Source organism: Mycobacterium paragordonae, from assembly GCF_003614435.1.
Classification (GTDB): Bacteria; Actinomycetota; Actinomycetes; order Mycobacteriales; family Mycobacteriaceae; genus Mycobacterium; species Mycobacterium paragordonae.
The window spans coordinates 495,069-519,896 of record NZ_CP025546.1; the positions used below are offsets into that span (position 1 = coordinate 495,069).

Annotated in this window: 22 protein-coding genes and 1 pseudogene; 14 read left to right on the plus strand and 9 right to left on the minus strand. The window is 67.9% G+C overall.

All coding sequences use genetic code 11. The annotated features are described in order from the left end of the window. The first annotated feature begins 8 nt into the window (after positions 1–8). Positions 9–686 (plus strand): YoaK family protein, encoded by a 678-nt coding sequence (locus C0J29_RS02320; protein WP_120791419.1) that lies wholly within the window; start codon positions 9–11, stop codon positions 684–686. On the opposite strand, the gene C0J29_RS02325 is transcribed toward C0J29_RS02320, so the two are convergent. The 4 genes from C0J29_RS02325 to C0J29_RS02340 all read right to left on the minus strand — a co-directional run bounded on the left by C0J29_RS02325 (position 679) and on the right by C0J29_RS02340 (position 5,006). After that, entirely contained in the window at positions 679–1,761 is a 1,083-nt protein-coding gene (locus C0J29_RS02325) for a phosphodiester glycosidase family protein (protein ID WP_120791420.1), read from the minus strand. The two genes, C0J29_RS02320 and C0J29_RS02325, sit on opposite strands and share 8 nt — an antisense overlap. Before the next feature lie 109 nt (positions 1,762–1,870). Then, positions 1,871–3,358 carry a YhgE/Pip domain-containing protein gene (locus tag C0J29_RS02330; RefSeq protein ID WP_120791421.1) on the minus strand — a complete coding sequence of 496 codons (1,488 nt, stop codon included), beginning with the start codon at positions 3,356–3,358 and terminating at the stop codon, positions 1,871–1,873. A gap of 38 nt (positions 3,359–3,396) precedes the next feature. Further along, entirely contained in the window at positions 3,397–4,122 is a 726-nt protein-coding gene (locus C0J29_RS02335) for a pirin family protein (RefSeq protein WP_120794501.1), read from the minus strand. Between the two features lie 20 nt (positions 4,123–4,142). Next, positions 4,143–5,006: a MarR family transcriptional regulator gene (locus tag C0J29_RS02340; RefSeq protein ID WP_242460604.1), complete on the minus strand. Its 864-nt coding sequence runs from the start codon at positions 5,004–5,006 to the stop codon at positions 4,143–4,145. Between the two features lie 61 nt (positions 5,007–5,067). On the opposite strand from C0J29_RS02340, the gene C0J29_RS02345 reads away from it, so the two are divergent. Continuing rightward, entirely contained in the window at positions 5,068–6,201 is a 1,134-nt protein-coding gene (locus C0J29_RS02345) for an NAD(P)H-dependent amine dehydrogenase family protein (RefSeq protein ID WP_120791422.1), read from the plus strand. Here C0J29_RS02345 and C0J29_RS02350 read toward each other — a convergent pair. Both C0J29_RS02350 and C0J29_RS02355 read right to left on the minus strand, forming a co-directional pair. Beyond that, the gene (locus C0J29_RS02350) at positions 6,198–7,601 is read right to left on the minus strand and encodes an alpha/beta hydrolase domain-containing protein (RefSeq protein ID WP_120791423.1); all 1,404 of its coding nucleotides are present in this window, start codon (positions 7,599–7,601) and stop codon (positions 6,198–6,200) included. The two genes, C0J29_RS02345 and C0J29_RS02350, sit on opposite strands and share 4 nt — an antisense overlap. Beyond that, positions 7,598–8,706: pseudogene (locus C0J29_RS02355) on the minus strand (sigma-70 family RNA polymerase sigma factor). Before C0J29_RS02355 ends, C0J29_RS02350 begins: the two are co-directional and overlap by 4 nt. Between C0J29_RS02355 and C0J29_RS02360 the strand changes: the two are divergent. Genes C0J29_RS02360 through C0J29_RS02375 form a run of 4 tightly spaced genes read left to right on the plus strand, consistent with a single transcriptional unit; the run spans position 8,654 to position 12,858 of the window. Next, on the plus strand, positions 8,654–9,493 hold the full coding sequence (locus C0J29_RS02360; protein WP_065048374.1) for an alpha/beta hydrolase: 840 nt from the start codon (positions 8,654–8,656) through the stop codon (positions 9,491–9,493). The pseudogene C0J29_RS02355 and the gene C0J29_RS02360 sit on opposite strands and share 53 nt — an antisense overlap. A 43-nt stretch (positions 9,494–9,536) precedes the next feature. Beyond that, positions 9,537–10,286, plus strand: a complete 750-nt coding sequence (locus tag C0J29_RS02365; protein ID WP_120791425.1) for a DUF2786 domain-containing protein — start codon at positions 9,537–9,539, stop codon at positions 10,284–10,286. Beyond that, positions 10,283–10,777, plus strand: a complete 495-nt coding sequence (locus tag C0J29_RS02370) for a TIGR04338 family metallohydrolase (protein ID WP_120791426.1) — start codon at positions 10,283–10,285, stop codon at positions 10,775–10,777. The genes C0J29_RS02365 and C0J29_RS02370 overlap by 4 nt, the downstream gene beginning before the upstream one ends. Further along, positions 10,774–12,858 carry a glycoside hydrolase family 3 protein gene (locus tag C0J29_RS02375; protein ID WP_174814884.1) on the plus strand — a complete coding sequence of 695 codons (2,085 nt, stop codon included), beginning with the start codon at positions 10,774–10,776 and terminating at the stop codon, positions 12,856–12,858. Before C0J29_RS02370 ends, C0J29_RS02375 begins: the two co-directional genes overlap by 4 nt. 34 nt (positions 12,859–12,892) lie before the next feature. Here C0J29_RS02375 and mymT read toward each other — a convergent pair whose 3' ends face one another. Continuing rightward, on the minus strand, positions 12,893–13,039 hold the full coding sequence (gene mymT, locus C0J29_RS02380; RefSeq protein ID WP_065048380.1) for a copper-binding metallothionein MymT: 147 nt from the start codon (positions 13,037–13,039) through the stop codon (positions 12,893–12,895). Between the two features lie 128 nt (positions 13,040–13,167). Between mymT and C0J29_RS02385 the strand changes: the two genes are divergently transcribed. After that, entirely contained in the window at positions 13,168–13,824 is a 657-nt protein-coding gene (locus C0J29_RS02385) for an O-methyltransferase (protein ID WP_065164352.1), read from the plus strand. A 138-nt stretch (positions 13,825–13,962) separates the two neighbouring features. On the opposite strand, the gene ilvD is transcribed toward C0J29_RS02385, so the two are convergent. Further along, positions 13,963–15,657 (minus strand): dihydroxy-acid dehydratase, encoded by a 1,695-nt coding sequence (gene ilvD, locus C0J29_RS02390; RefSeq protein ID WP_120791427.1) that lies wholly within the window; start codon positions 15,655–15,657, stop codon positions 13,963–13,965. A gap of 95 nt (positions 15,658–15,752) precedes the next feature. On the opposite strand from ilvD, the gene ricR reads away from it, so the two are divergent. From ricR to C0J29_RS02415, 5 genes are all read left to right on the plus strand, one after another. Further along, on the plus strand, positions 15,753–16,043 hold the full coding sequence (gene ricR, locus C0J29_RS02395; RefSeq protein ID WP_065048478.1) for a copper-sensing transcriptional repressor RicR: 291 nt from the start codon (positions 15,753–15,755) through the stop codon (positions 16,041–16,043). Positions 16,044–16,159: 116 nt separating this feature from the next. After that, entirely contained in the window at positions 16,160–17,407 is a 1,248-nt protein-coding gene (locus C0J29_RS02400) for an MFS transporter (RefSeq protein ID WP_065048481.1), read from the plus strand. A 132-nt stretch (positions 17,408–17,539) separates the two neighbouring features. Continuing rightward, positions 17,540–18,544, plus strand: coding sequence for a L,D-transpeptidase (locus C0J29_RS02405; protein ID WP_065162648.1), 1,005 nt, complete (start codon positions 17,540–17,542; stop codon positions 18,542–18,544). 100 nt (positions 18,545–18,644) lie between these two features. After that, entirely contained in the window at positions 18,645–19,226 is a 582-nt protein-coding gene (locus C0J29_RS02410; protein ID WP_120791428.1) for a TetR/AcrR family transcriptional regulator, read from the plus strand. Continuing rightward, positions 19,219–21,444: a molybdopterin-dependent oxidoreductase gene (locus C0J29_RS02415; protein WP_120791429.1), complete on the plus strand. Its 2,226-nt coding sequence runs from the start codon at positions 19,219–19,221 to the stop codon at positions 21,442–21,444. Before C0J29_RS02410 ends, C0J29_RS02415 begins: the two co-directional genes overlap by 8 nt. Here C0J29_RS02415 and C0J29_RS02420 read toward each other — a convergent pair. Beyond that, entirely contained in the window at positions 21,441–23,423 is a 1,983-nt protein-coding gene (locus tag C0J29_RS02420) for a M13 family metallopeptidase (RefSeq protein WP_120791430.1), read from the minus strand. The two genes, C0J29_RS02415 and C0J29_RS02420, sit on opposite strands and share 4 nt — an antisense overlap. Positions 23,424–23,465: 42 nt before the next feature. Here C0J29_RS02420 and C0J29_RS02425 point away from each other — a divergent pair, with 42 nt between their 5' ends. Continuing rightward, complete coding sequence (locus tag C0J29_RS02425; protein WP_120791431.1) at positions 23,466–24,140, plus strand: hypothetical protein; 675 nt, start codon at positions 23,466–23,468, stop codon at positions 24,138–24,140. Then, the gene (locus C0J29_RS02430) at positions 24,137–24,826 is read left to right on the plus strand and encodes a hypothetical protein (RefSeq protein WP_065048399.1); all 690 of its coding nucleotides are present in this window, start codon (positions 24,137–24,139) and stop codon (positions 24,824–24,826) included. The genes C0J29_RS02425 and C0J29_RS02430 overlap by 4 nt, the downstream gene beginning before the upstream one ends. Positions 24,827–24,828 lie beyond the last annotated feature (2 nt).

Here is a 24,828-nt window from a genome sequence, read left to right on the forward strand (position 1 = left end):
CGTTCGCCATGGCCGTCATCTCCCCGGTGTCCTACCGGTCGACCGTCACGGCGCTGCTGCTCCTGACGTTCGCCACCGGGTTGGCTGACGCCATCGCCATCCTGAAGCTTGGGCATGTGTTCGTGGCCAACATGACGGGCAACGTGATCTTCCTGGGCTTCTGGTTCGCGCCGCGATCCACCGTCGACCTGACCGCCGTCGTCGTAGCATTCCCCACCTTCGTCGCCGGCACCATCCTCGGTGGCAGGCTGATGCGGTACTTCGGGGAACGGACCCGGCACTGGATCACCACGGCGTTGAGCATCGAAGTGGTGCTGTTGAGCATTTTGTCGGCGATGGCGGGCACCGGTGTGTGCCGCTACGTCGACAACACAAAGCTGTTCCTGATCGGCGGCATGGCGATCGTTTTCGGACTGCAGCACTCCACCGCCCGCCAGTTCGGCATCCAGGAACTCACCACCACGGTCCTGACGTCGACGATCGTCGGGCTCGGGGTCGACAGCCGGTTGGCCGGCGGCACCGCCGACCGCGAAAAGCTGCGCTACGGCGTGATTTTGACGATGTGCGCTGGAGCGACGGTGGGCGCGACGATCACCCGGGTGGCGGTGGCCCCGGTGCTCGGACTCGCGGCCGCCGTGGTCGGCACCAGCATGCTGATCTTCCGGTTCGGCCCGAAAGCTAGTTGAAGGCCAGCCAACTGGGCAGTGCCCGCTCGTGGGAGTCGCACAGCACCTGCCGGGTATCGCACGAGCCCTTCGGCGCCCCGGCTCCGGCCCACATGCCCCCGGTGTCGCGGCGCAACACGATCGCCGACGAGCCGCCGCCGTCGAGCAGGATCGCGGTGTCGCTGCCCAGGCCGCGGAACAGGTCCTGAATGTTGTCCGGGGTGTAGCTGCCGCCCTCGAAGACGTACATCTCATCCTTCTGCTTCGAGTAGGCCAGAGCGGTGCGCGCCGCGCTGGGACCGCCGTCGTGCAACTGCGCGGTGTTGCCCGGTGACAGCAGCCCGATGCCGGCCACCGCCACGAACTTCGCGTTCTTGTTCAGCAGGTCGGCGATCACCGGCGTGGCCAGGTCGTAGTCCTCTCTACCCTTGGGCCGCAACACATATGGCGTGCCGCCGGCCGGCAGGATCATCGTCGTCAACGACGTCCAGGATTCGTCGCCGCCGGACAGGCCCTGCTTGCCGGGGTAGGCGACGGTGCCGGTGACCGCCTGGTTCGCGCGGCCCTGGCCGTGGGTGTTGTCCACGAATGCGCCAAGCGGTGAGCTGCACCCGGTTTCGCGCCAGGAACCGGCCTTCTGGCCGCGAACGTCGAAGAAGTTGGCGTTGATCGCGATGGTCGGTTGGCCCATGCGCTGCCACGCCTGCAGCGGGGCATAGATCTCGGACGCCTGCATCAGGCCTTCACTGGTCCGCGCGCCGGTGTTGTTCTCGCAACGGGCCTGGTCACCCTGGTGGCTGTCCACCAGCAGGTGCGGCTGCAGCCGGCTCGAGGCCTGCTTGATGATCATCAAGTGGCCGCCGTTGTTCATCTCGTATCCGTGGCCGGCGCCGTCCAACAGCGGCATCGAGTGTCCGCCGCCGAAGTTGTAGACCAGATACGAGCCCTTGGTGTTGGCGATGGCCTGCTCCAACAGTTCCCGGGCATCCGCGGCGTGTGCGACGGGCTGCCCCGTGGTGCTCGCCAGTGCGACACACAACGCCAGGGCGGCACAACTTGCCGTGAGTCTGCGCAGGACGGCAGCTGGCGTCGGCACGAGAAGCCCTTTCGGCCAATATCCGGAGAAGCAACTCTCCCAGGATCAGCCACATCCGTCACACTGTCAACTTAAGTAACAGGCCGGTGACGGTCCGGGCGCGGTCGAATTACGTTTGCCCGCTTGCACTTTCGGAAGCGGGTTGCGGCATGGGCGCGGGGCGAGTCTCGGACTCGATCGCATCCCCGGGTGTCACCTCAGTTGCCACCTCGGTCGGCTCCTCGGTTGCCACCTCCGTCGCACCCTCGTTTTGGGGGACGCCCTCGCGCGCCTTCTCGCGCTGGTGGTGCGCCTGATGCTCGGCGGCGATGGCGTGTTCGATCGCACCGGGAATGCGGTGGAAGCCCTTGCGGTCGTACATGCGGGTGATGATGCCGCCCACCAGAACTCCGATCACGAGGCCGATGCCCGTCATGATCAGCGCCTGGCGCAATCCGGCGTCCCCGTGACCGTTGAGATAGAGCAGCGAGCGCACCCCGAGGAAGACCTGGTGCATGGGCTCGAATTCGGCCAGCCAGCGGAAGAACGGCGGCACGGCCTCCAGTGGCACCGTGGCACCTGCCGACGGCAGGCCGAGGATCACGAAGATCAGCATGCTGAACAGCAGGCCCATCGAGCCGAGTACCGCGATCAGCGAACTCGAGGTGATGCCCACCGCGCTGATCGCGAAGACCCCGAAGAGCCACAGTTGCCAGCCCAGCGTGATGGGCATTCCCAGCCCGTGGGCGATGGCCATGTACACGCCCGATGTGGCCAGCGCGAGGATCACCATCAGCCCCCACTTGACCAGCAGGGTGCGGAATCGCGAGATGTTGACCTGCTCGGCGAAGCGGTACACCGGGCCGAATTCAGCTGGTACATAACCCAACATCGAATCGACGAGGGTGCTCACCACGATGCTGCCGGTGAAGCCGGCAAGCAACAACAACAGCGCATAGTAGAAGGCCGACAACCCATTTCCGGTGCCGTTGGGCAGCGGGTTGTAGACGGTCGACTTGATGTCGATCGGACTGTTCAGGGCCAGCACCGAAGCACCGGCCAGTGGCGCGCCGCCGGTCTGAGCCGCTACGTCGGCCGAAAGTCGTTCACCTACTTTGCTGTTCGCGATCGAGGCGGCCTGGTTCAGGGTCTGGCCGGCGATACTGGAGCCCAGCGTGCCCGCGCGCGGGTTGGTGGAGATCGTGATCGTCGGCCGTTCGGCACGGTTGGCGGTCACCGCGCTCTCCCCGAGGTCGCGCAGCTTCGACGAGAAACCCGGCGGAATCACCATCTCGCCGTACACCTGCGCGCGGTCCAGCAGTTGTTTGGCCTCGGCCGCGGAGACCACACGGACGTCGAACTTCTCCTTATCCAGGCCGGCCACCACGCCGTCGCTGATCTGCTTGCCGTACGGCCCGGCGTCCTGATTGACCACCACGACGGGGAAATGGCGCAGGTTGGTCGTCGGGTTCAGGATGCCGCCCAGGTACAGCGCGGACAGCGCCGACATGAGGGCCAGGGTGATCAGGATCGGCGCCAGCCAGAACCGCACCTTGCGAAGCTGCCGGGTGTTCCGGTTCGGCTTGGGTGCTGCGTGGCGGGGCTGCTTCTGAGACATGAGAGCTCCTGTCTGTCGAGCCCACTCTAGTGTGTCGGTCAGCCACCCAGCTTCGCGTGCATCTCCCAGACCAGCACTTCAGCGGGCTGGTGCGCGGTGAGCCGCCGGCCGTCCGCGTCGGTGCAGCGAGCCGCGTCTCCTTCGGTCAGCTCGCCGCCTTCCTCTAGGGTGAGGCGGCCGCGAGCCGCGAATACGTGCAGGTAGGGCGCCGGCGGCAGCGAAATGGAGTCACCCGCCGACAGTCGTGCGACATGCAGTGCGGCAGCTCGGTTGTGCAGGCTTAGGGCCGCGTCACGTCCCGGGATGCCGGAAGCGACAGTGACCAAGCCGACGTTGTCCAGCTGATTGCCGATTTCGTCCTGTTGGTAGCCCGGTGTGATGCCTGTCTCGTCGGGAATAACCCACATCTGCACGAAATGCACTGGCCGCGTGGGCGAACCATTCTTCTCCGAGTGCAGGATGCCGCTGCCGGCCGACATCCGTTGAGCCAGACCGGGGTAGATCACTCCCCGGTTGCCGGTGGAATCCTGATGTGCCAGTTCACCTTCCAGTACCCACGTGACGATCTCCATATCGCGGTGCGGATGAGTGTCGAAACCCGTTCGCGGCGCGACGATGTCGTCGTTGTTCACCAACAGCAAGCCGAAATGCGTGTTGTCCGGCTCGTAATGGTCACCGAAGGAGAAGGAGTGCCGGGACTCCAGCCACGGTGTGGTGGTGAGGCCACGGTCGGCTGCGCGCCGGATATCCACGGTGGCAGGCATGGCCTCCACAGTAACGGCCGCTACAGTCCGGCGGTGAGCAGTTGTTGCGCATGCCGCAGCGCTGCATCGAGCTCGGCCAGCGTGAGCCCTGGCGCGCCGCCCAGGTGGATTTCGATCTGGTACTCGGGCTGCCGGTCCCGGCCGAAGATCGGTAAGACGACGAATTCGGCTGTCGCCAAGTCGGTTTCGAGCGCATCGGTGACCGACTGCAAGGTCACCATGGTGATCAGCCCGCGGAGCTGACGGGTGACCGCAGCGGTGGGCTCGAGCGACGCCAGCACGGTCGCCACCCGGTCGTGCAGTGACTGGTGGGTGTCGTCGAACCGCCAGGCGCCGTAGCCGCGGGCCCGGATGTCGGCGAGTACCTGCTGATACCGCTGCACTTCGGCGGCGGCCGGCCGCGGTGTGACCCGGCGCAGCCACTCCGCGATGGCCTGATCATCCCGCCAGGCCATGGCCACCAGCCCGAACGGCGGGTCGATCGGGAAGCGCTGACCGACGGCGTGTTCGCCATCGGTGCCGTGCCCTACCGCATCGACGGTGGTGAGGTTTCGCGCGCCGATCTTCGACATCGAACACCCCGCGCCCAGCGAGTCGTTGAGGAACTGCAAGGCGTCGCGGCCGCGGTCCAGGAGCGGAAATTGTCGCCGCAGCCCGTGCACCAGCCCGAACAGCCCACTGCCCAGGCTGTAGCGGCGGTCTTCGTAGCGGGTCACCCACGCGCGCCGCTCCAGTTCGGCGAGGATCAGCGAACACGTGGAGGTGCTGATCCCGCAGCCCTTCGCCAGTTCGGCCGCGGTCCGGCCGTGCGGTGCGTCGGCCAGCGCGGCGAGCACGTCCATCACGCGTCCGGTCGGCGGCGACTTGGCGGTTGACGCCGCCATCAAGACCTCCTTACCATCCGTCCAAAATCTGAAGATAGTCGTCCTAATAATAGGAGAACAAGTGCTGAAGGTGGGGGTATGGGGGCCGGGTTCGATGGGATTGATCGCCCTGCGCGGGGTCATCGACCATCCGCGGCTGCAATTGGTCGACCTGGTGGTGCACAGCGACGCCAAGGCCGGCCGCGACGCCGGTGAGCTGTGCGGCATCGAACCCGTCGGTGTCGTGGCTACGACCGATCCCGCGGCAATGCTGGCCGGGGATGCCGACGCGGTGGTGTACGCCGCTGCCGCGAACCTGCGGCCGTTGGAGGCCGTCGAGGACATGGCGTCGATCCTGCGCGCCGGCAAGAACGTGGTCTCCTGCTCGGTGGTGCCGCTGGTGTTTCCCGACGCGGTGGAACCCGGGTTCACCGAACCGTTGCGACACGCCGCGCTGGCCGGCGGCGTGTCGTTCTTCACCACCGGCATCGACTCGGGGTTCGCCAATGATGTTCTGCCGCTTGTTCTTTCGGGCGTTGCCCGGTCCATCGAGTCGATCCGGGTGACCGAGATGTTCAACTACGCGACCTACCCCGACAAGGCCGCGGTGTACGACATCCTGGGATTCGGTCAGCCACCCGAGGTGACCCCGTTCGCCGCCGCGCCCGGGATCTTCAGCTTCGGATGGGGACCGGTGCTGCACCAACTCGCCGCCGGGCTCGACATCAAGCTGGACCACATCGACGAGACCGTGGAACGGGTGGCGGCCGACGAGTCGTTCGACACGCCCACCGGGCATATCGCGGCCGGCACCATCGCGGCCATGCGCTCCACGCTGACCGGATACGTGCAGGACGACGCCACCCTCGTCCTGGACCATGTGACGCGGATGCGCGACGACATCGCGCCGGACTGGCCACAGCCGAACATCAGCATCCAACCGAACGACCTGGGCTATGGCGCGGCCTCGGGCCGGGGCCTGTACCGCGTCGAAATCGAGGGTTCCCCGACCATGCGGTGCGAATTCGAGATGGCCGAAGATCACGACCACGATCTCGGTGCGCGCATCGCCGGAGCATCCCGGATGGTCAATGCCATCCCGGCGGTGTGCGCGGCGCCCCCGGGTCTGCTGTCCGCGCTGGACCTGCCGCTGGTGACCGGAGGGGGCTTGGTGCGTTCGGTGCCGGGGCCGACGCCGGACAGTCGGTTGTTCTAGGCGCGCGGGTAGGTGGCGCCGGCCAGTTGCAGGATCTCCTCGCGGTCGGCGGCCAGGATGAACCCGGACCCGATCGCGGCGTCGAGCGCAGCGGTGAACTTGCCCAGGTATTCGTCCGCGCCTCCTGGGTAGAGGCGCCGCACGGTGGCGTCGTCGAAAGGCTCGCCGGTGCCGAATATCGAGGACATGATGCTCTCCTCGGCGGCGATGCCGGAGGTGCGGGCGACTGGGACATCCACCCACGGAGTGCGCACGCCGCCGGCGGCTATGCCGTGGCCGTCCAGCACCGGCTCCGGATGTGGGGATTCGCGGACCTGCAGCGGCGGGCCACTGGGCGGCGCCGTCCCGGTGCGCACCCAGTCGGTGAGCGCCGCCAGCGCCGCCTGCACGACGTAGTGGTGCTGCGGGCCGAAGTTGATGTGGTGGTCGAGTTGCTGACCCATCAGGTTGTCGGTGGGTGCGTAACCGGCCGCCAACTCCTCGATCGACGCGGAACCCGAGTCGATCGGCGCTACCTGGATCGTGTAGTTGTCGGCGTGCGCGGCGCCGGCGATCTCCCACACCCGCAGCAGGTCGTGGTCGGGTTGGCGGGCGGCGTAATAGCCCTGCCGTCCTGCGCCGTACAGGTCGGTCTCGGTGATGATCGTCATGAGCGGCACCCGCAGGTCCGGACGGAATTTGACCGCTTGTGAATTGCTGGACTGCAGTTCGTCGAAGATGGACCCGTCGTGCAGTGGTGCGGCAGGCCCGAACCGGGAATGCACCAGGAACCCGTCATACGTCCGGGCCAGCGGATCGACGGCGTTGATATAGCTGGTGAGGAACATCGCCGATTGCGATTCCCCAACGGCGACAACATGTTCGGGGCTCAGATCACCCAGGATGCCACCGGTTTCACGAGCCAGGCCGCCGACGTGGGAGAACATGTCGTAGGCGAACACGTCACCCGGATGGCTGAGGCCGCCATAGCGTTTGGGGTTCTGGCTCTTCAAAGACATGTCGATGCCGAGCAGGCTGACCCCGCCGTCCACGCCCACCTTCTGGGCCGAGACCATGACGTAGGCGTAGCCGGCGCGGATCACTTCCCGGTGGGCCATCATCCACACTGCCGGGGCGTCGATGCCGCCGCTGACATTGAGCCACTCGACCAGCACGGTGCCGTTGAACTCCGCCGCATCGCTGGGAGTGAGCACCACCACCCGGGTGGTGTAATCGGCTGTGTCCGAGGCGGTCACGCGCCACCGGCCGTCCGGGCCCAGCGTGTGCTCCGGGGTGTAGGACGAGGCGCTGCCGGAGACGAAGAACTCTTCCGCGCGATAGCCGATGCCACCGATGTCGAAGGCGCCCAACAGGATTGCGGGCCGGCCGGGCACCGGCGTGACGGCGGTCGGGGCGGTCACAGCGCGTCCGGCAGGCCGAATCTGGCGAACAGCGAACCGTCGAGGAATGCGACCACATGGGACACCCCGTCCGGCCGGACGTCAAGGACGTGCAGCTGGAAAGGCACATGCCGGTCGCCCGCGCGCATGTACATGGCCGCACCGGGTTGGCCGTTGGCCATGATGGGGATCATCCGCATGTCGCCGGGATGCTCGGCCGGGCACTGCGAGTGGATGAGCGTGATGATGTCGGGCGCGCCCTGGTACCAGCCGGTGTAGGGCGGCATCTCCCAAATCGCTTCTGCGGTGAAAAGATCCACCAACCGGTCGATGTCGTAGGTCTCGAACGCGTCGATATAGCGGGCCAGCAGGTCCTGCGTCTCGGAGGAATCCGGCGCGGCCAGCCGGTCGTCGGCGCTGGGCGCGACGGCGTCCAGCTGGGTCCGGGCGCGCTGCAGCAGACTGTTCACCGCGACTGTGGTGGTGCCGATCGCCTCGGCGACCTCGGCTGCCTTCCACTGCAGCACGTCGCGCAGCAGCAGCACCGCCCGTTGCCGCGGCGACAGGTGCTGGAGCGCGGCGATGAAAGCCAGCCGCACCGATTCCCGCGACTCGGCGATCACCGCCGGGTCGGCGGGGTCCTGGGTGTCGGGCAGTGGCTCCAACCAGGGCACTTCGGCTCGTTCGATGAGTTCGGCCGTCGGGTCCGACCGGGTGTTGCCCAGCCCCGTCGGCAGCGGGCGGCGCCCGCGGCCTTCCAGGGCGGTCAGGCAGGTGTTGGTGGCGATCCGGTGCAGCCAGGTGCGGACCGAGGACTTGCCCTCGAACCGGTCATAGGCCTTCCAGGCCCGCAGCAGTGTCTCCTGCACCAGGTCCTCGGCGTCGTGCAACGACCCGGTCATCCGGTAGCAGTGGGCAAGCAGTTCGCGCCGGTAAGGCTCGGCGTGGGCGGAGAAATCTCCGTCGGCACTGGATGGCGAATTCTCGGTGAGCACACTCACCCGTCTGAGACTACGCAGACTGTCTGACAACATGCCGTGAGGAGTGTCCGTGCAGGCCGTAAGCTGCCGGTGATGACTACCACCCGCACTGAACGGAATTTCGACGGCGTCGGTGGCGTCCCCATCGTCTACGACGTGTGGACCCCGGACGCTCCGCCGCGCGCGGTGGTCATTCTCGCCCACGGCTTCGGCGAGCACGCCCGCCGCTACGACCATGTGACGCAGCGGCTGGGCCAGGCCGGTCTTGTCACCTACGCGCTCGATCACCGCGGGCACGGCCGTTCGGGCGGCAAGCGCGTCATGGTCCGCGACGTCTCGGAGTTCACCGGAGACTTCGACACGCTGGTGGGCATCGCGAGCCGGGAGAACCCCGGGCTGACCCGCATCGTGCTCGGGCACAGCATGGGCGGTGCCATCGTGTTCGCCTACGGGGTGGAACGCCCGGACAACTACGACCTGATGGTGTTGTCGGCGCCGGCCGTCGCCGCGCAGGACATGGTGCCGCGGGTGGTGGCGCTGGCCGCCAAGGTATTGGGTGTCCTGACGCCCGGCCTGCCGGTGGAGGCCCTCGACTTCAACGCGATATCGCGCGACCCCGAGGTGGTCAACGCCTACAACACCGACCCGCTGGTGTACCACGGCAAGGTGCCCGCCGGGCTGGGCCGCGCGTTGCTGCAGGTGGGCGAGACCATGCCGCAGCGGGCCCCGGCGTTGACGACTCCGCTGCTGGTGGTGCACGGCACCGGCGACGCGCTGGTGCCGATCGAGGGCAGCCGCCGCCTGGTGGACTGTGTGGGTTCCCCTGATGTCGAGCTGAAGGAATACGCCGGCCTCTTCCATGAGGTTTTCAACGAGCCCGAGCAGAATCAGGTGCTCGACGACGTGGTGTCCTGGCTCAACCTGCGCCTGTGAATACTCGACCGGGATTGTCGTGCCGCTGCGCTAGTTTGGCGGCATGACCGACGACAAGATGCTGTCCCGTATTGCGGCACTGCTGCGTCAGGCGGAGGGCACCGACAACTCGCACGAGGCCGAGGCTTTCATGACTGCCGCGCAGCGGCTTGCGACGGCATCCTCCATCGATCTCGCGGTGGCGCGCTCGCACTCGGCGAACCGTTCGGCGGCCCAGGCCCCCACCCAGCGCACCATCACGATCGGTGCCGCGGGCACCCGTGGACTACGCACGTACGTGCAGCTTTTCGTGCTGATCGCGGCGGCCAACGACGTGCGCTGTGACATCGCCTCGAATTCGACGTTCCTGTATGCCTACGGGTTCGCCGAGGACATCGACGCCACGCACGCCCTGTACGCCGGCCTGGTGGTGCAGATGGTCCGGGCCTCGGATGCCTACCTCGCCACGGGTGAGCACCGGCCGACACCCACCATCACCGCCCGGCTCAACTTCCAGCTGGCGTTCGGCGCGCGCGTCGGTCAGCGGCTCGCGGAGGCCCGCGAGCAGGCCAAGCAGGAAGTGACCAAGGACCGTCGCCGTGCTCCCGGAACCGCTATCGCGTTGCGGGACAAGGAAGTCGAGCTGCGCGACCACTATCGGGAGGCCTCGAAGGCGCGCGGCACCTGGCAGGCCAACCGGGCCTCGGCCGGGTATTCGTCGTCGGCGCGACGCGCGGGCGACCGGGCGGGGCGCCGGGCGCGCCTGGGGAACAGTCCCGAGCTGCCCGGGGCGCGGACCGCGCTGGGCCGTTGAGCCGCGATTCCCAGCGCGCCAAGGTCTACGCGGCTGAGGAATTCGTGCGGGTCATGTTCGACCGTGCCGCCGAACACGGGTCACCCAGCGTCGACTTCTTCGGCACCCAGTTGACGCTGCCGCCGGAGGGGCGGTTCGCCTCGATGGCGTCGGTGCAGCGCTATGTCGACGAGGTGCTGGCGCTGCCGGCGGTGCGCCGGCAGTGGCCGGACGTGCCTTCGCTGCGGGTGCGGGCCCGGCGCGGAGCCACCTCCGCGCACTACGAGAACCGGGACGGGGCAGGCACTATCGCCGTTCCCGATCGCGACACCGCGGACTGGGCGATGCGTGAGCTCGTCATACTGCATGAGGTGGCGCATCACCTGAGCCGGGTGCCGCCGCCACACGGGCCGGACTTCGTCGCGACGATGTGCGCGCTGACGGAGCTGGTGATGGGTCCCGAACTCGGCCATGTGCTGCATGTCGTGTACGCCAAGGAGGGGGTGCGGTGAGCCCGGATCCGGACGCGCGGGCGCGCGAGGTCGAGGCCGCGCTGACCGACGACGAGCGTTTCTCGCTGCTGGTCGGTGTGATGGGCGCCGGGGACATGTGGCCGCTGCACGACGAACGGATCCCGCCGGACGTCCCGATGAGCGCGGGGTATGTGCCGGGGATCGCCCGGCTGGGGATACCGGCACTGCGGATGAGTGACGCCGGACTCGGCGTGACCAATCCCGGGTTCCGCGCGGGTGATACCGCGACGGCGCTGCCTGCGGGACTGGCATTGGCGGCGACCTTCAAACCCGAGTTGGCCCGGGCCGCGGGCTCGGTCATCGGTGTCGAGGCACGCAGTCGCGGGTTCAACGTGCAGTTGGCGGGCGCGATGAACCTGTGCCGCGATCCGCGCAACGGCCGCAATTTCGAGTACTTCTCCGAAGACCCCCTGTTGAGCGCCGCCATGGCCGCCGAACAAATCATCGGAATTCAGCAGCACGGCGTCATCTGCACCGTCAAGCACTTCTCGCTGAACTGCAACGAAACCAACCGGCACTGGCTGGACGCCGTCATCGATCCAGACGCACACCGCGAATCCGACCTGCTGGCCTTCGAGATCGCCATCGAGCGGGGCCGGCCCGGCGCGGTGATGGCCGCCTACAACAAGGTCAACGGCGACTATGCCGCCGCCAATGACGTCCTGCTCAACGAGGTACTGAAAGGCGCCTGGGGATACCCCGGCTGGGTGATGTCGGATTGGGGTGGCACGCCGAGCTGGGAGTGTGCGCTGGGCGGTCTCGACCAGGAGTGCGGCGCGCAGATCGACGCCCTGTTGTGGCAGGCCGAGACGTTCGGGGCCCCGCTGCGGGCCGCCTTTGCCGACGGCCGGCTTCCGAAGCAGCGGATGTCGGACATGGTCCGGCGGATCCTGCGGTCGATATTCGCGGTCGGCATCGACCGGTGGGGACCCGCACCAGAACCGGACCTCAACGCGCACAACGACATTGCCCTGGATATCGCGCGGCAGGGGATCGTGCTGCTGCAGAACCGCGGTGCGCTGCCGTTGCAGGCCGGCCGCATCGCCGTCATCGGCGGATACGCCCACCGCGGGGTTCCGGCGGGATACGGCTCGAGCACCGTGCTGCCGCCGGGTGGCTACGCAGGCGTGATCCCGATCGGCGGCGCGGGCCTGGAAGCGGGCATGCGCAATCTGTACCTGCATCCGTCGAGCCCGCTCGAGGAACTGCGAAAACTGCTGCCGCAGGCGCACATCGAGTTCGATCCCGGTATCAGCCCGGCCGAGGCGGTGCCGGTGGCGCGGGCGGCCGACGTCGCGATCGTGTTCGCGACCCGGGCCGAAGGCGAGGGATTCGACGCGGCCGACCTGTCGCTGCCGTGGGGACAGGACGCATTGATCTCCGCGGTCGCGGCGGCCAACCCGAACACCGTGGTGGTACTGGAGACCGGCAACCCGGTGGCGATGCCCTGGCGTGATTCGGTGAGCGCGATCGTCGCGGCCTGGTATCCGGGCCAACAGGGCGGCCGGGCGATCGCGGAAATCCTTGCCGGACAAGTGAACCCGTCGGGCCGGCTGCCGATCAGCTTCCCGGCGGATCTGGGTCAGACGCCGCGTCCGTTGCTGGGCTCGCCGACGGCCATCGACTATTCGGAGGGCGCCGACGTCGGGTACCGCTGGTTCGCCCGCACCGGGCAGGCCCCGCTGTTCGCGTTCGGACACGGCCTGTCCTACACCAACTTTGAATATCGCGACCTGGAGGCGACCGGCGGCGACACGGTACGAGTCGCGGTCACCGTCGTCAACACCGGCGACCGCAGCGGAGCCGATGTCCCGCAGGTGTACCTGGCCGGGGCGCCGGGCGGGGGCCGGTTACGGCTGTTGGGATTTGAGAGGGTCGACCTCGAACCCGGGCAGTCCCGCCGGGTGAGCATCGAGGCGGATCCGCGCCTGCTGGCGCGCTATACCGACGGGAGTTGGCGCATCGCGCCGGGGCGGCACACAGTAGCTGTCGGTGCGTCGGCGGTGGCCCTGACTCTGTCGGCCGAGGTCGAGCTGGCCGGCCGTACGTTCGGGCGCTGAGCGGCGCGTCCGGACGCACGACCGGCCGGCGGTCCTACTGGACCGGGACCAGGGCCTCGCCGCAGGTGCAGCGGTACGGCTCGGTGGCGCCGGAGCAGTGGCAGGGGACCTCGATGCGCACGCGGCAGCCACAGCCCTCGTGGCCGCAGGTCAATTCGGTTCCAGCTTCGTGAGTTGCCATTTCGATATCACCTTCATCTCTGTGGACGGTTGATCCGTCACCCAGCATATACCCCTTGGGGGTACGGGTAAACAGTCTGGGGCCGGGTATTTCGAATGCGCCGGTCTGGCCAGGAGTTAGCGTGGTTTATGCCTGCAGAAGCGAACCCGCAAGCGGTCGACGCATTCCTGGACAGCACACTGATCGGACCGGATCCGGCTTTGTCCGCGGCCATACAGGCCAGTGACGCGGCCGGCCTGCCGCGAATCGCGGTGTCGGCGCAGCAGGGCAAGTTTCTGTGCCTGCTGGCTTCGGCGATGCAAGCGCGTCGCATTCTCGAACTCGGCACGCTGGGCGGCTACAGCACTATCTGGCTCGCGCGCGGGGCGGGCCCGCAGGGACGGGTGGTCACGTTGGAGTTCGACCCGCGGCGTGCCGAACTCGCCCGGGCCAACCTGGAGCGGGCGGGTCTGAGCGACCGGGTTGAGGTGAAGGTCGGCGCGGCGCTGGACACCTTGCCCACGGTGACCGGAGGCCCGTTCGACCTGGTGTTCATCGACGCGGACAAGGAGAACAACGCCGCCTACCTGGAGTGGGCGATCAGGCTGGGGCGTCCCGGCACGGCCGTCGTGGTCGACAATGTCATTCGCGGGGGCAAGGTGCTGACCGAGTCCGACGACGTCAGGGTTGCCGCGACCCGCGGGACACTGCAACTGATGGGCGAGCACCCGCGTCTGGACACCGCGGTGTTGCAGACGGTCGGCGGCAAGGGGTGGGACGGCTTCGCGATGGCGTTGGTGCGCTAGCTTTCGCGCCGATCATCGAGTGTGCGCTGACCGCATTGGGTGTGCGGCAGCTGTGCGGAATTCGCGATTTTGGCGCGGTGGACGCACATCCGACGAGGTGGACGCACATCCGACGCGGTGGACGCACACCCGACGCGGTCAGCCGCAGACGGCTCCGTTCGCGGCCGAGCCCACCAGCTTGACGTACTTCGCCAGCACGCCGGTCTTGTAGCGCGGCGGCGGGGGAGTGAAACCCGTTTGGCGCGAAGCGAACTCGTCGGGGTCGACCAATACGTCGAGGGTGTGGTTGGCCACGTCGAGACGGATCTTGTCGCCGTCGCGCAGGAACGCGATGGGCCCGGCGTCGACGGCTTCGGGCGCGACATGCCCGACGCACAGCCCGGTCGTCCCGCCCGAGAACCGCCCGTCGGTGAGCAGCAGCACGTCCTTGCCCAGCCCGGCGCCCTTGATGGCGCCGGTGATCGCGAGCATCTCGCGCATGCCGGGGCCGCCCTTGGGTCCTTCGTAGCGGATCACCACCGCGTCGCCGTGGGTGATGGTGCCGTCCTCGAGCGCGTCCAGCGCCGCCCGCTCGCCGTCGAAAACCCTTGCGGTGCCCTCGAACACGTCGGAATCGAAACCGGCCGACTTGACCACCGCGCCCTCGGGGGCCAGCGAGCCGCGCAGGATGGTGATGCCCCCGGTGGGGTGGATCGGGTTGTCCAGGGCGCGCAGCACCTTGCCGTCCGGGTCCGGCGGGGCGATGTCGGCGAGGTTCTGCGCGACGGTCCGGCCGGTCACGGTCAGGCAGTCGCCGTGCAGCAGGCCCGCGTCCAGCAGGGCCTTCATCACCACCGGCACCCCGCCGATGTGGTCGACGTGCGACATCACGTGCCGGCCGAACGGCTTGACGTCGGCCAGGTGCGGCACCCGCTTGCCGATTCTGGTGAAGTCGTCCAGCGACAGCTCGACCTCCGCCTCGCGGGCGATGGCCAGCAGGTGCAGCACCGCGTTGGTCGAGCCGCCGAACGCCATCACCACCGCGATGGCGTTCTCGAACGCCTCCCGGGTGAGGATGTCGCGCGCGGTGATGCCCTGGCGCAGCAGTTCGATGACGGCCTGACCGCTGCGGCGGGCGAACCCGTCGCGGCGGCGGTCGGTCGCCGGGGGCGCGGCGCTGCCCGGCAGCGACATGCCCAGGGCTTCCGCGGCGCTGGCCATGGTGTTGGCGGTGTACATGCCGCCGCAGGCGCCCTCGCCGGGGCAGATCGCCCGTTCGATGGCGTCGACGTCCTCGCGGCTCATCAGGCCGCGCGAGCATGCGCCCACCGCTTCGAACGCGTCGATGATGGTGACTTCGCGTTCACTGCCGTCCGACATCTTGGCGACCCCGGGCAGGATCGAACCCGCGTAGAGGAACACCGAGGCAAGGTCCAGGCGGGCGGCGGCCATCAGCATGCCGGGCAGCGACTTGTCGCAGCCGGCCAGCAGCACCGAGCCGTCGAGCCGCTCGGCCTGCATCACCGTCTCGACGCTGTCCGCGATCACCTCGCGTGACACCAGCGAGAAGTGCATCCCCTCGTGTCCCATGGAAATGCCGTCGGACACCGAGATCGTGCCGAACTCCAGCGGATAACCGCCCGCGGCGAAAACGCCGTCCTTGACGGCCTTGGCCAGCCGGTCCAGCGACAGGTTGCACGGGGTGATCTCATTCCACGACGAGGCGACCCCGATCTGCGCTTTCGCGAAGTCTTCGTCGCCCATGCCTACCGCGCGGAGCATTCCGCGGGCGGCGGCCTTCTCCAGGCCGTCGGTGACGTCGCGGCTGCGGGGCTTGATGTCGGGTTCAGGCATGCAGCAAGTATGCGGTGCGGCGTCATCCCGCCAAAATCGTTTATGATCGAGAGGTAATACCCCGTCGGGGTATGACATGGCGTTTGGGAGACTTGATGACGGCAGCACACGGATACGCGCAGCAGAAGGACAATTACGCCAAGCGGCTGCGTCGCATCGAGGGTCAGGTGCGCGGCATCGCGCGCATGATCGAAGAGGACAAGTACTGCATCGACGTCCTGACCCAGATCAGCGCCGTCAACAGTGCGATGCGTTCGGTGGCGCTGAATCTGCTCGACGAGCACCTGAACCACTGCGTCACCCGTGCGGTGGCCGATGGAGGCCCCGAGGCTGAGGAGAAGCTGGCCGAAGCCTCGGCCGCCATCGCACGCCTCGTCCGTTCCTGACCGGGCGTGTTGACACCCAATGTTTGGGTAAAGCCCGGATACGTTGCGTACGGTTGTCACGGCGCAATGTGTCCGTAAGCCGCCTCGGCGCACGGACGATGTGTCACCACAACACCATGACTGCCGAATCGGGAACCATCGCCCCAACCGCTCGAACGTGGACGCCACGGATCGCGGTTCAACTGGCAGTGCTTGCCGCGGCGGCCTTCATCTATGTGACCGCGGAACTGCTGCCCGTGGGCGCGTTGTCGGCGATCGCGCGCAACCTGAACGTCAGTGTGGTGCTGGTGGGAACGTTGCTGTCCTGGTACGCGTTCGTCGCGGCCTTGACCACCGTTCCGCTGGTGCGCTGGACCGCGCACTGGCCGCGGCGCCGGACGCTGCTCCTTAGCCTCGTATGTCTGACCGTCTCGCAACTGATTTCGGCGTTGGCGCCCAGCTTCGCGGTACTCGCCGCCGGCCGGGTGCTGTGCGCGGTGACGCACGGCCTGCTGTGGTCGGTGATCGCTCCGATCGCCACCCGCCTGGTCCCGCCCAGCCACGCCGGCCGCGCCACCATGTCGATCTACGTCGGAACCAGCCTGGCGCTGGTGATCGGCAGCCCACTCACCGCGGCCCTGAGCTTGATGTGGGGCTGGCGCCTGGCGGCCGTGTGCATCACCGTCGCGGCCGCCGTGGTGACGGTGGCGGCCCGGTTGGTGCTGCCCCCGCTGACGCTGTCCACCGACCAGTTGCAGTACGTGGGCCGACGCTCGACGCATCACCGCAACCGGGCGCTGATCATGGTGAGCCTGATCACCATGATCGGCGTCACCGGCCACTTCGTGTCTTACACCTACATCGTGGTGATCGTCCGCCAGGTCGTCGGGGTGCGCGGGCCCAACGTCGCGTGGTTGTTGGCCGCCTACGGAATCGCCGGGGTGCTGGCGGTGGCGCTGGTGGCGCGGCCGCTGGACCGCCGTCCCAAGGGGGCGATCATCGTCTGCATGGGGGGCCTGACCGCCGCGCTGGCGCTGCTCAGTGCGCTGGCCTTCGGCTGGCACCGCTCCGCGACGACGGCGCTGGTGGTCGGCACGGCGGCGATCGTGCTGTGGGGCGCCATGGCCACGGCGGTGTCGCCGATGCTGCAGTCGGCGGCGATGCGCGCCGGCGCCGACGACCCAGACGGCGCCTCGGGCCTGTACGTGACGGCATTCCAGGTGGGAATCATGGCCGGCTCGCTGGCGGGCGGCCTGTTGTACGAGCGCAGCGTGGCGATGATGCTGACCGCATCCGCGGGTCTGCTGGGCGCCGCGTTGTTGGCGATGGCAGCGATTCGTCCCATCGTCGATACCCCGGATCCGGCAATTTCACAGGTCGACTAACGGCGCAGGTCAGCGGCCTGAACTGGGCTCGGTAACGGTCGCGATGGGTTCGCCGAATGGCTAATTAGGGGTTCTGCTGTGCCACACTGGGGCCAGTTCAGGTCTTGAAGTATGTGACCGGAAGGAAACGGTATGTCGCGCTCGAAGAGGGGCCGCACGAGGGCTGGCCTCGTCGCCGCTCTCAACGCATTCGGAGTCGCCGCGGTGCTCATGATGGGCGCCGGCCCGGCGCTGGCGGACCCGGACGAGGCACCCGGCGACCCGGGGCCGGTGGTGGCGCCCGCGGACCCGCCCGCACCCGAACCGATCGCTCTGCCGCCGCTGCCCCCGCTGGCCGACCCGTTCGGCGTCCCCCCGGGTGACCCGGCGGCGGTCCCGGTCGCGTCCGGTCCGGTGGCCGGACAGGACCCGACACCGTTCACCGGCGAACCGCCGTTCCGCCCGCCGACCTTCAACCCGGTCAACGGGGCGATGGTGGGCGTGGCCAAGCCGATCATCATCAACTTCCAGGTGCCGATCGCCGACCAGGCGATGGCCGAGCGCGCCGTCCACATCTCGTCGATCCCGCCGGTGCCGGGCAAGTTCTACTGGATGACGCCGTCGCAGCTGCGCTGGCGCCCGCTGTCGTTCTGGCCGGCCAACACGGCGGTGAACATCGACGCGGCCGGTGTCAAGTCGAGCTTCCGCACCGGTGACTCGCTGATCGCGACGGCCGACGACGCCACGCACCAGATGACGATCACCCGCAACGGCGTGGTGCAGCAGACCTTCCCGATGTCGATGGGGATGGCTTCCGGTGGGCACCAGACGCCGAACGGCACCTACTACGTGCTGGAGAAGATGCCGACGGTGGTGATGGACTCCTCGACCTACGGGGTACCGGTCAACTCGGCGAACGGCTACAAGGTGACCGTGTCGGACGCGGTGCGCATCGACAACAGCGGCAACTTCGTGCACAGTGCCCCGTGGTCGGTGGCCGACCAGGGCAAGCGCGACGTCAGCCACGGCTGCATCAATCTGGCTCCGGCCAACGCGAAGTGGTTCTTCGACAATTTCGGCAGTGGCGACCCGATCGTGGTCAAGAACTCCGTCGGGACCTACAACAAGCCCGACGGCGCCTCGGACTGGCAGCTGTAGGCCCTAGGCCGCCAAGCAGTCACAAAAGCCCCCTTTCCGCGCTGGGAAAGGGGGCTTTTGCGTCTGGTCGCGAGCCGAGATTATGTATAGCATCATACATATGCGTAGCCCCCGAGAGCGGATGGTGGTGTCTGCGGCCCTGCTGATCAGGGAACGCGGCGCGCGGGCCACCGCGATATCCGACGTCCTGGCGCACAGCGGGGCGCCACGCGGGTCGGCCTACCACCACTTCCCGGGTGGGCGTACGCAACTGCTGTGCGAGGCGGTCGACTTCGCCGGCGACCACATCGCCTCGCTCATCGCCGATGCGGACAGCGGTCTGGCGCTGCTGGACACGCTGATCGAGAAGTACCGCGAGCAGTTGCTGGCCACCGAGTTCCGCGCGGGTTGTCCGATCGCTGCGGTGTCGGTGGAAGCGGGGTTCGACCAGGAGGACCGCGATCGCATGGCGCCCGTGGTGGAACATGCGGCCGTGGTGTTCGACCGCTGGTCGGACCTGATCACCCAGCGCTTCATCGCCGACGGCTTCGCCGCGGAGCGGGCAGGCGAGCTCGCGGAGTTTGCAACGGCAGCGCTCGAGGGCGCGCTGCTACTGGCCCGGGTACGGCGCGACCTGGCGCCGCTGGATCTGGTTCACCGCCAGTTACGCGAGTTGGTCGAAAGGAACTTGTCCCATGAGTGATTGGCAGCCCACCGCGTGCATCCTGTGTGAGTGCAACTGCGGCATCGTCGTGCAGACCGAAGGCCGCACCCTCGCCCGCATCCGGGGCGACAAGGAGCACCCGGCGTCGCAGGGATACACCTGCAACAAGGCGCTGCGGCTGGATCACTACCAGAACGGCCGAGGCCGGCTCACCTCACCGCTGCGCCGCCGCGCCGACGGCAGCTATGAGGAAATCGACTGGGAGACAGCGATCGTCGAGATCGCCGAGGGTTTCAAACACATCCGCGACACCTACGGTGGCGACAAGATCTTCTACTACGGCGGCGGTGGGCAGGGCAACCACCTCGGCGGTGCCTACAGCGGAGCGTTCCTCAAGGCGCTGGGTTCCAAATATCGGTCAAATGCGTTGGCGCAGGAGAAGACCGGCGAGGCGTGGGTCGACGCGCAACTTTACGGTGGTCACACGCGCGGCGAGTTCGAGCATGCCGAGGTTTCGGTGTTCGTCGGTAAGAACCCGTGGATGTCGCAGAGCTTCCCCCGGGCTCGGGTGGTGCTCAACGAGATCGCCAAGGATCCGCGGCGCTCGATGATCGTGATCGACCCGGTCGTCACCGATACCGCCAAGATGGCCGACTTCCACCTTCGGGTGCGGCCGGGAACCGACGCGTGGTGTCTGGCCGCACTGGCCGCGGTCCTGGTGCAGGAAAAGCTCTGCGACGAAGCGTTTCTCGCCGAGCACGTACACGGTGTGGACGCCGTGCGGGCGGTACTGAACGATGTGCCGGTCGCCGAGTACGCGCAGCGCTGCGGAGTGGACGAGGAGTTGTTGCGCGCGGCGGCCCGGCGGGTCGCGACGGCCGGCAGCGTCGCGGTGTTCGAGGACCTCGGGGTGCAGCAGGCGCCGAACAGCACCGTGTGCTCCTACCTGAACAAGATGTTGTGGATCCTGACCGGCAACTTCGCGAAAAAGGGCAGCCAGCATCTGCATTCATCGTTCGCCCCGTTGTTCAGCACCGTGTCCGGCCGGACGCCGGTGACCGGCGCACCCGTCATCGCCGGATTGGTGCCCGGCAACGTCGTGCCAGAGGAGATCCTGACCGACCACCCGAACAGGTTCCGGGCGATGGTCGTCGAAAGCAGCAATCCGGCACACTCACTGGCCGACTCGGCCGCGTGCCGCGCGGCGTTCCAGTCACTGGAGTTATTGGTGGTCGTCGACGTCGCGATGACCGAAACCGCCCGACTGGCGCACTACGTGCTGCCGGCGGCGTCACAGTTCGAGAAATGCGAGGCGACCTTCTTCAACCTCGAATTCCCGCACAATTCAATGCAATTGCGGCACCCGCTGTTCCCGCCGTTGCCCGGGACATTGCCGGAACCCGAGATCTGGGCGAGGCTGGTGCGCGCGCTGGGCGTCGTGTCGGACGAGGATCTGCGGCCGCTGCACGAGGCCGCCGCACAGGGCCGCCAGGCGTACACCGAGGCGTTTCTGGGTGCGGTCGCAGGAAATCCAACGCTGGCCCGGGTGCTGCCGTACGTGTTGTACGAGACGCTGGGCCCGACGCTGCCGGACGGGCTGGCCGGCGCGGCGGCGTTGTGGGGGCAGGCGCAGAAGACGGCGATGACCTACCCCGACGCCGTGCGGCGGGCCGGGCACGCCGACGGAAACGCGCTCTTCGACGCGATCCTGGGCAGCCCCTCCGGCGTGACGTTCACCGTGCACAACTACGAGGACGACTTCGCGCTGATCGGTCACAGCGACCACAAGATCTCTTTGGAGATACCCGAAATGCTCAGCGATATAAGGGCTCTGGCGGCCGGGCCGGATCGGCTGACCACCGACGAGCTGCCGATCGTGCTGTCGGTGGGGGAGCGGCGCGCCTTCACCGCAAACGACATCTTCCGCGACCCGTCCTGGCGCAAGCGCGACGCGGACGGGGCGCTGCGGGTCAGCGTCGAAGACGCTCAGTCGCTGGGTCTGCACGACGGCGGCCGGGCGCGCATCACCACCGCGGCCGGCAGCGCCGAAGCCACCGTGGAGATCACCGAGACGATGCTGCCCGGACATGCCGCGCTGCCCAACGGTTTTGGGCTGGATTACGTCGGCGAGGACGGTCGCACCGTGGTGCCGGGCGTGGCACCGAACGCGTTGACGTCGACCAAGTGGCGCGACCCCTACGCGGGTACGCCCTGGCACAAGCACGTGCCGGCGCGGGTCGAGGCTTGCCCGGCCTAGTTCCAGATGCGGACGCGGCGGGGCGGGTCGAGGAACAGCTCGTCGGACTCCGACACGTCGAAAGCATCGTAGAACGCGTCCACGTTGCGGATGACACCGTTGCAGCGAAACTCCGGCGGCGAGTGCGGGTCCACCGCGAGCCGCCGGATCGCTTCGGCGTCACGGGATTTCGTCCGCCACACCTGGGCCCAGCCGAAGAACACCCGCTGCACGCCGGTCAGGCCGTCGATGACCGGAGCGGGCTCACCCTGCAGTGACAACTGGTAAGCCAGCAGCGCGATCGACAGACCCCCCAGGTCACCGATGTTCTCCCCGACGGTGAACGCGCCGTTCACGTGGTGATCGCCGTCCAGAGCGCGCGGCGTGTATGCCTCGTATTGCTCGATCAGGGCTTTGGTTCGGGCGCCGAACTCGGTGCGGTCGTCGTCGGTCCACCAGTCGACCAGGTTGCCGTCGCCGTCGTACTTGGCGCCCTGGTCGTCGAAGCCGTGGCCGATCTCGTGGCCGATCACCGCGCCGATACCGCCATAATTGGCCGCGTCGTCGGCTTCGGCGTCGAAGAACGGCGGCTGCAGAATGGCTGCGGGAAAGACGATTTCGTTCATCCCGGGGTTGTAGTAGGCGTTGACGGTCTGCGGTGTCATGAACCACTCGTCACGGTCGACGGGCCCGCCAAGCTTGGCCAGTTCACGGTCGTGGTTGGCGGCGTAGCCGCGCTGGAAGTTGCCGTAGAGGTCGTCGCGGTCGATCACCAGCGCGGAGTAGTCCCGCCAGGTGACGGGATAGCCGACCTTGGCGGTGAACTTGTCGAGCTTGGTCAGCGCACGGGTGCGGGTCTCCGGTGTCATCCAGTCCAGGTCGCTGATGCTGATCCGGTACGCCTCGCGCAGATTGGCCACCAGGGTGTCGATGCGGTCTTTGGCTCCCGGCGGGAAATGCCGTTCCACGTAAAGCTTTCCGACGGCGTCGCCCATCAGGGTTTCCACCAGCGCCACCGCGCGCTTCCATCGGTCCCGGATCTGCTCGGTGCCGGTGAGGCGGCGGCCGTAGAACTCGAAGTCGGCCTCGACCATCTCACTCGTCAGCCACGGCGAGCGGGCCCGGATCAACCGCCAACGCGCCCAGCTCTTCCAGTCTTCGAAGTCTTCGCCGCTCCACAGATCGGCGAAGGCGGTGAGGTAATCCGGTTGGCGGACAACGAGTTCCGCGACTGCCTCCGGCGTGGTGCCCAGTCCGCTGACCCAGCCGGACCAGTCGAAGCCCGAGGTGTCCTCCAGCTCGGTGAAGGTGCGCAGGTTGTAGGTGAGCTCGGCGTCACGGCGCTTGACCACGTCCCAGTGAGCGGCGGCCAGTTTGCTCTCCAGGGCGACGATCCGGGCGGCGGTGTCGGCGTGGTCGTCCGCGCTGCCCCCGAATACCAGGCCGAACATGGTGGCGATGTGGCCCGGATAGGCAGCGAGCACGGCGGCATGCTGCTCGTCGCGGAAGTAGGACTCGTCGGGAAGCCCGATGCCCGACTGCGAGAAGTGCACCAGATAGCGGCTCGAGTCTTTGGAATCTGTGTCGACGTAAAGTCCGACACCGCCGCCCACCCCGGTGCGTTGCAGGGTGCCGACGACGGTGGCGAGCGCACTACGGTCAGCGGCGCCGTCGATCACGGTCAGTTCGTCGAGCAGCGGTTGCAGTCCGCGGCGCTCGACGGTGTCCTCGTCCAGAAAGCTCGCGTACAGGTCGCCGATGCGCTGCTCGTCGGTGCTCGGCGCGGCCTGACTCTGGCTGGCCTGGATGATCAGGTCGCGCACCTGCTCCTCGGCCCGGTCGAACAGCGTCCGGAAGGCGCCGTCGGTCGCGCGGTCGGCGGGGATGTCGTACTCGGTCAGCCAGCGGCCGTTGACGTGGCCGAAAAGGTCGTCCTGGGGGCGGGCGGCTGGGTCGACGAAGCTCAGGTCGATCCCCGAGCGGATGGCCTCTACTGTCACCCCGCCATCCTTCCATCTCCTTTCGGGTGCAACGATCGCACCATGCCTGACCAGGACGCCGAAGACTTCGACGACAAAGAAGACGACGCAAAAGACGACACCGAAGACGACTCGGACACCGACGACGACGACACCGACGACGACTCAGATACCGACGACGACACCCGGGTGTTCTCCACCTTCGGCATCGCGTCGACCGTGCTGGGCCTGATCTCGGTCGCGGCGCTGGTGCTTGGCGGGCTGATCTGGTTCGGCCATCGCGACGACTCCGCCGAGCGGGTCTACCTGTCCCGGGTGATGTCGGCCGCGGCCGACTGGACGGAAATCCTGATCAACATGAATGTCGGCAACATCGACGCCAGCCTGCAGCGGCTGCACGACGGCACGGTCGGCCAGCTCAACACCGACTTCGAGGCCGCGATCATGGATTACCGGAAGGTGGTGGAGAAGTTGCAGGCGCGCAGCGCCGGCCAGATCGAGTCGGTCGCGATCGACACCGTGCACCGCGACCTGGACACCGTGCCCGGCTCGCCGCGACCCGTGGTGACGACGAAGCTGCCGGCATTCGCCACCCGCACCGACTCCGTGATGCTGGTCGCGACCTCGGTCAGCGAGAACGCCGGCGCCAAACCGCAGGTGGTGCACTGGAATCTGCGCCTGGACGTGTCCAACGTCGACAACAAGATGATGATCTCCAAGCTGGAGTCGATCCGATGAGGAACGCATGGCGGCTCGCGGCGTTCGACGTGCTGGCACCGCTGGCGGCGCTCACCGCGTTGTTCGGCATCGGCGCGGTGCTGGCCTGGCCCCGCTGGTGGGTGGCGGTGGCCGCCGCGCTCGCGCTGCTGATCGTCGAAGGCGTCGCGATCAACTTCTGGCTGCTGCGTCGCGACGCGGTCACCGTGGGCACCGACGACGACGCGCCCGGGCTGCGACTGGCCGTCGCGTTCCTGGCCGCGGCGGCCCTGTGCGCGGCCGTATTGACCGGGTACACGCACTGGACGACCAAGGACGACGACTTCAAGCGGGACTCGGTCGCGGTGGTTCAGGTCGCCACGGGGGTGGCCGAGGCGGTCGCCTCGTTCTCCCCGACGGCGCCCGGCGCCTCCATCGAGCGCGCCGCGTCGATGATGGTGCCGGACAAGGCGGGCAAGTTCAAAGAGGAGTACACCAAGACCAGCGCGGACCTGCTGCAGCGCAAGATCACCGCGCAGGCCTCAACCCTGGCGGCCGGCGTCGAGGCCATCGGGCCGTCGGCGGCCAGCGTGGCGGTGATCATGCGGGTCACCCAGAACGCGCCCGGCCAGCCCGCCAGTCAGGCCGCCCCGGCGGTCCGCGTCACCTTGTCCAAACGCGGCAACGACTGGCTGGTGCAGGACATCGTTCCGATCAATTCCCGCTGAGC